This window comes from Wolbachia endosymbiont of Atemnus politus (genome assembly GCF_013309895.1).
Genome location: NZ_JAAXCS010000074.1, coordinates 1 through 6,814 on the forward strand (window position 1 = coordinate 1; position 6,814 = coordinate 6,814).

4 protein-coding genes and 4 pseudogenes are annotated in these 6,814 nt (G+C 32.8%); 2 read left to right on the forward strand and 6 right to left on the reverse strand.

The window, feature by feature from the left end; genetic code table 11:
- Positions 1-318: 318 nt before the first annotated feature.
- Positions 319-815 (forward strand): annotated as a pseudogene (locus HET73_RS05230) (Hsp70 family protein); the annotation flags it as partial.
- A gap of 520 nt (positions 816-1,335) precedes the next feature.
- On the opposite strand, the gene HET73_RS08370 reads toward HET73_RS05230, so the two are convergent.
- The 3 genes and pseudogenes from HET73_RS08370 to HET73_RS05245 all read right to left on the reverse strand — a co-directional run bounded on the left by HET73_RS08370 (position 1,336) and on the right by HET73_RS05245 (position 3,603).
- Positions 1,336-1,488 carry a hypothetical protein gene (locus HET73_RS08370; RefSeq protein WP_246210174.1) on the reverse strand — a complete coding sequence of 51 codons (153 nt, stop codon included), beginning with the start codon at positions 1,486-1,488 and terminating at the stop codon, positions 1,336-1,338.
- 170 nt (positions 1,489-1,658) lie between these two features.
- Positions 1,659-2,691: pseudogene (locus HET73_RS05240) on the reverse strand (transposase family protein).
- A 591-nt stretch (positions 2,692-3,282) separates the two neighbouring features.
- Entirely contained in the window at positions 3,283-3,603 is a 321-nt protein-coding gene (locus HET73_RS05245) for a TraR/DksA family transcriptional regulator (protein ID WP_174134138.1), read from the reverse strand.
- Positions 3,604-4,057: 454 nt separating this feature from the next.
- Between HET73_RS05245 and HET73_RS08375 the strand changes: the two genes are divergently transcribed.
- Positions 4,058-4,423, forward strand: coding sequence for a hypothetical protein (locus HET73_RS08375; protein WP_246210175.1), 366 nt, complete (start codon positions 4,058-4,060; stop codon positions 4,421-4,423).
- Here the strand turns inward: HET73_RS08375 and HET73_RS05255 are convergent.
- The 3 genes and pseudogenes from HET73_RS05255 to HET73_RS09905 all read right to left on the reverse strand — a co-directional run.
- Positions 4,420-5,030: pseudogene (locus HET73_RS05255) on the reverse strand (RlmE family RNA methyltransferase). The gene HET73_RS08375 and the pseudogene HET73_RS05255 overlap by 4 nt on opposite strands.
- A 173-nt stretch (positions 5,031-5,203) precedes the next feature.
- On the reverse strand, positions 5,204-5,584 hold the full coding sequence (locus HET73_RS05260) for a hypothetical protein (protein ID WP_410543558.1): 381 nt from the start codon (positions 5,582-5,584) through the stop codon (positions 5,204-5,206).
- Positions 5,585-5,675: 91 nt separating this feature from the next.
- A pseudogene (locus HET73_RS09905) lies at positions 5,676-6,814 on the reverse strand (TolC family protein); the annotation flags it as partial.

The window sequence follows — 6,814 nt, forward strand, 5'->3', positions numbered from 1 at the left end:
AATGTATATAAATATTAATCTCTATCTTAAAATCTCTCATTTCCATAATTAATTATGACAAATTTCCAGGTTTCTTTTTGATTTTTTTTTTTGGTATTTTTTTTTGTTTCTATCTTTCTCTTTTCTCAATAGTTATCCTTATATTTGGAAAGAAGACATAATATTTAAGAAAAAATAATATGTATATAGCCACATAAAAATATATATCCATGTATATATATATATATACTTGTATATAGATTTCTCACATGGACCTTTCAAAGGTCTACGAGAGTGTACTATGGAGGTACAAATAAATAATGTTTAATGTTTAATGAGCAAACGGCAATGAAAATCCACGTTTGTCAGGTAGAACGTGAAATGATAGAAGATAACAAATCTCTAGCACAATTTCAACTAAAAGGTATACCACCACTGCCTGCAGGTTCTGCAAGAGTTGAGATAGAGTTCACAGTTAATGTTGACGGAATATTGACTGTTACTGCACGATAAAAAAATCATTGGGATTGAGCAAGTAGTAGAAATAAATTCAAGTTTAGGCTTAAGTGAAGCCGATATTCAAGATATGATTAACCAATCAATAAACAATTTTGATGAAGATATGAAAGTCCGCTCCCTTGCAGGAGCTAAAGTCATTGGGAATCAACTCATGCATTTGATTGAAAGCAACAATAATCTATGCGCTGACAGAAAGCTGAAAAACCTGCTGCAAAATGCAAAAAACTTTACAAGGAAATGATTCAAATGAAATTAATAATGCCATTGCTGAGCTAGAAAACTCTTCCTTAGAGTTGTTTGAATCATCAAATAAGTAGAATGTTGTGCAACATTAAATAAAGTAGCTAACTGTCATAGAAACTCCTTCCCGCCAACCAATTACCATGATAATGAAGCTAAGCATTTAGTAACCGTTCACGGATTGCTAAAATGATTAAGTAGCTATAGCTACTAGATTTTGTAACTTTTGAAAAGGACTTTGACCATTTAGACGTGATGTCAAAAATATCGACAACAATCTTTCTACAAATTTCTCTCCCCGTTTTGACCAAGTGAAAAAGATATTCTTATGATAGATTGCATAGCGACTAATTTGCCGTTCTGTTGGTTCTCTCTATTACTTTAGGTTTACATAAAAACTTCCACATCATATCCTCAGACCTTAAACTGCCATTCTCGAGGCTTGAGTACAATTCTTGTCATTTTACGTAAAAAATGCTTTCCGAATTTTTCTCATCAGTCGATAAAATCGCAAATTATCTATCAAATTTTGTTTTTTTGACTTATGTACTGCAAATACACTGTTGCTAAGTGACTTGAGCGTTTGGCCAATTTTGCTTACTTCAGCATTTTTACTGTGAGCAAATCTATTGCCAAATGTGCCCAACATATTTGCCTATTTTCATAACTAAAATAATTGTATGCAGCGGCTACGCCATCATATTCTGGCACCTCCTTACCACGAGACTCTTCTACTTTTAAAAGTGTCAATTCTTTATTCCAGCCTCTTTTTCCTTCATTTCTATGTCCTGTTTCATCTATATGTCAATACTCACTTTTTTTCCAATTCTTCCTTCATTTTTTCATATTCAACTTCACACTTCTTTGATACACTGCGTTCAGTATTTGAAACTAAACCAAGTTTAGGTTGAATATGTTGCTTAATATTTGTGTAAAAGAAAAGACTTGATCTGACAAACAAGAATTAACTGACAGAAGAATTGAAAACTAATATCAGAAAATTGTTCAATGCTACTAATGTTTTTCTGAAAAGCAATATGTTTGCTATCAAAAAATATCTGCATAGCAGTACTCACCAGAGTAAGGCCTTACTTCAGTGTAAGAACGCAACCAAAATCGATCTGAAAATCTTCTAAAGAATTGTAGATTTTCTTTCTAAAGATAAAGTTATAACACTCATCATCTATGAAATCTCTCACATATTCCATTAGTTTGTGGAGAATTGGCTTTAGTTCTAGAATATTTTCGATTCCCAAATATAGCTATGATTTTCAAGCTTGCCGCAATACTCTGCACCTCGATCTGTAAGAACACGTAATAATCGCACGTTTTGCTCATCAAAAAACCACTCTGTCGTTTAGTAAATCAGCAGCAGTAATTGTTGTTTTATCTGTGTAGAGTTTGGCAAATGCACCCGAGAATAAGTATCAACAAAAGTCTGCTCTTCATATACCTTTAATATTAATTAATATAAATTAATAATTACCTACATAATAGGTATCTTGAGAGCCTAAATAACCTGGATGCTGGGTATCAATTTCACCAAGATTTGTTCTTTTGCTTTTCTAAAGCTGCAAGTTGTTCTTCTCTTAAAATTTTGAGCTATTTTTGCTTCCAGTGCCTTAAGTCTCTTTATTAAAGTCTCAAGGTCAATTCTAAGCCATACATCCTCCTTGAGAAATCCTCTTTTTCTTAGTTCATTTGCAGTTCTTTCTTGTCCATATGCTGGAAATTCCGTAGCTATACTAATTATCGCTCTTTCTATGTCTTCGGAGACCCTATTAGCTAACAGAGGTTTTTCCTACTTATTTCATGTTTCTCCTCCATTTTCATATAGTTCCTTGAATCTACAAAATGTATCTCTCCATCACTTTACATGCTTGGGACACATTTCCCAGTTGTTTTCTCTAGTTTTGGTTTTAGTATTTTTGTTTGCTCATATCTAACACTCATTATTTGTATTATTTTATAACTTACTTACTCTTAGTGTCAGCTGTCTAGTAGAATTAACTATTGCATTCCAGAACAATTTATTATTTTCGTAAAAAAACATCCAAACTTTCTCTCCACTTTTTCTGGGTAAGGTCAAACTCTTTATAATCTGCCAATCCGGTAGTTCTGTTTGCTATTTTTGACTCATTGTCAAACCTCCATTTTTTATATCAATTTATTATTTTATTTCTCGGTTTGACACAGTTTATTTAGCACTCCGCAATTTTCAGAAAAAATACAACCTGAGGTTTATGCTGGTATTGTGAATCTTAAGCACGCCTTTTAATAACCTTGAACCCTCCTTTCCTTCTTTGTATCGCAAAGAATCAGATTAAGTCTTGCCTTTTACAAATGATGAACCGCTCAGTTTTCTCTTCCTTTTCTGTTTCAATTCATACCTCATCTGCCCTTTTGTTAAAAAAATTTGTTGAGGTTATTTGATAGCTGATTCATCATTGGTTCTTTCACTAAAAACATATTTGGGAGCATATTATTCTGTCTTTTTGTACCTTCTTTCCTTAAATTGACCAGTATGGTTTATTTAACACTTCCTTACTTTTCGATGTAATATACGTTCTTTTCTTTTTCTAATCTTTCTTGCTCTTCAATACAATGTATAGCAAGCGGATTGGCTTTCAGTCTTTCAATCCCTATTTCTTCTCCTGTCCATTCACAATAGCCGTAAGTACCTAATTTTATTTTTTCTAATGCCTTCTTAATTTCTTCTCTTCTCTCTTTTCTCCGCTCGATCAGTTTCTCATTTCCACTATCTTCATCAGAGCAATATATACTATCTTCTAGTTCTTGTTTCTCTAGCTCAGTAAGCATCGATTGCAACTTTAAGTTGAAGTATTCCATCTGTTTTACGCTCATGTATTCTTCATCTTCTGAAGGAGTGTAACCTTATGATAATTTTTTTTGGTAACTCTTCCATAATTGCATTATTAATTAAATAATAAAATCTGTATATTCTATGAATAAGAAATTATACTATCTCAAAGTAAACACTATAATTTATAATAAACATTTAAAAGCCTAGTATTAGCGGCTTGTTAAAAAAAAATAACAATAAACAATAACAAATTCATCTATATAATATGAATTCTGATTGTAATGTTAAGCTTATCTTCATTTACACTTGAAAATAACAGTACACAGGAAGTTATGTTATCATTTACATGGATATGCGCTACATTCGTTCTGCAAATCTCCACAAATAATTTATTTGCTTCTGATTATCATGACGCAATATTAGAGCAAATCTTCATACACACAACCACTTTCCTCTAAGTTTATAATTGCTTATAAAATTTTTGCCCACTGGTTATTGTTTGGGTTGCCGATTTCAATAATTTCTTCCATTTTTAGCTTCGTAGTGCTGGGTAGAATTAATGAATACTCAGTAGCAATTGGCTTATCTTTGTTATTAAATAGGCTGATAGTAATTAATACTTCAGCTACTGGAAATGCATTAATGATCGGTCAAAACAATTTGGCGTCAGGAATATCACAGATTCTTGTTTTGCCGATCACAATGCCAACTTTTGTATACTTTAAATTACTAGTTCAGTTTGAAAGTTTATCTTTGAATATTCATATATTACTTATTACTGCGTTAATTTTTGCCATTCTGATAGTTAATAGCACTATAGCTGCCCATATGGCTCTTAAATTTGCTGTAGAGCAGGATTAGAAAGTTTTGTCATATTCCACAGAAGAACTGCTGCCGATAAAGTTTAAGCTTACTAAATACATTTCTGTAGATTCAGATCTACTTGATTTTGGTTTGAAGTATTTTACTATTTTTGAACATTTTTTTTAACTCGTCGCAAAAATCTTTGACAGATTCTCCTTGAAAATTTTTTACTACAAACTTACCGCCATGATTTAGGAAATGCTTTGCAAGATTCAATGCTGCTTCGCATAGAAGCATGATTCTTATATGGTCCAACGATTTTAAACCACAAGACTCTGGGGCCATATCAGATAAAATTACATAAAATTTTTAATATTTAAATCTTTCCATTAAAATTTCAAGCTCGTTTATAATATCGCATTGTACATATTCTACTCCATTAATCGTGTTTATTGGCTTTATGTCAACGGCAACTACATTTGCTCCTTTCTGGGATGCAACTTATGACCATCCACCGGGAGAAGCGCCAAGGTCAATAATATTTTGTCCCTTTTGGAGCAATTTAAATTTATTATCTATTTCTATCAACTTGTATGCCGAGCGCGAACTATATCCATCCTTTATTAGTTTTTTGTACATACCTGTCATTTAAATAACGATGCAACAACCTGGTTGAAGATAATTTTCGAACTTTAGCTGTTTTTACTCTAGCTTTTATCGCTGGTAACTACTTACTATTAATTATGTCTTTGAGCTCTTTTTCAACTACTTCTTTCACCAGTGTATGTAGATACTTATTTAGCCATTCCGATAACTAAGGTTTTAAAAGAGACGTAACTAATTACTCAACGATGAGATTTGCCTTTTTTGTTGCTTACGCTGTAATTTATTTTGCATCTTTTCAAGTAGCTCTTTAATCTTTATCATATTTTCTTTCAAAACTAGATGATCATTATTTTTTACTTGTAAGCTACTATTAACCACTCTATCACTGCTAATTTGGGTATTATGCTGCAAGCGAACACCTTTTTCATTCTCTAAATCGTGGCTATGACTGTTGAGTTTGGTATTATCGAAAACCATTTCCTCGCTCTGATCATTATTGTTGATGTCTTCTTTATCCTCGTTTCTATTACCTTCTTCTGGATCTTCCAAGTACGTCTCTTCAAGGTACAGCACATCATCATCTTCTTTCTCTTTTATTTTCACTTTAATCATTTGCGTTTTTACCAGATATAGCTTTTTTATATCCTCTAGGATATCTTTTACAGATGGATTATTTTGTCCATCATTGATAACGCTAATAACATTAAATATAGAAATCTATACTATTTATCGTAAAAAGCAACTTGTAAACACTGATCACGTAATCACTTTGTGCTTCAACTAAATCCGAACGTGCTTTAAATAATGCATCTTCAGTGTCCAAAAGCTCAGTTGTGCTTTTTAAATTGAAGTTGACTTCTTGCTCAACTCCTTCTAATGCTAGGGCTACTGCTTTTTCGGCCTCTTGACTTGCTTTAATAACAGCCTTTGCTGTCAGGACGTTATTCCAAGCATTTAGACCCCTTTTTCTATATTCTTCACTGTCTCATAATAATCATGAATGGATCTTTTTGCATCCATTCTAGCTTGACTTACACCGAAAGCATTCTTTCCTCTCTTAAAGATTAGAACATCAAGAGTAAAACCAATCCTGACATTTCCTAATATCTCCTCGAATAAGGGCTTCTCTTTCTTGCTCAAATCAAGATTTGTACTTTTTTATTTGACTTGCAGCAAGATTTAAAGATTGAAGCAATTTAGAGGTTGCAGCTATCACTCCCATTCCGACTGCTCTTTTTTGATAAACTGCTGCTTTTAGAGACAGATTATTGGTTTTTGCTAATTATAAACACTCGGTTAGTTCCGGGAATGTAAGGTAATTTATCATTAGCTTCATAAAGTTCATCAGGATCTTCACCAACTAAGTGAAAGTAAGAAATGTTTGCCAATTTTAATTTGCCTACAGCATCGACTCTTTCTGACACTGAAGATGAAAATTTTGCTTTTGCTAGTGAAACTTCAGCGTTGGTCACCTCTCCAAGGGAAAGACGTTTTTTCATCGCTGAAAAGTGCTCTAGAGAAACGCGCTCTTTGTGCTCTCTCAATTTTAATTTTTCTGTCCTTCGTAAAACGTCAACGTATGCTTTTACGGCATTAAGCGCAAGTTCTTGTTTCAACTGTTGAAACCGCATCTTTTCTGCTTTGCGGAGGCTACTTGATACGTTAAATGTGGCAAAAGTGCCACCGCCGTCTATTATTTTTTGGTTCAAAGTGAAACTTTTGTTGTAATTAAAGCTCTTATCAAAGCTGTATCGCAAATAAATATCTGGCAGAAACCCAGCTAATCCAGAAGACTTTAGCTGCCTTTCTGTACTTTTATATTGGTAGAAATGAGATTTTAAT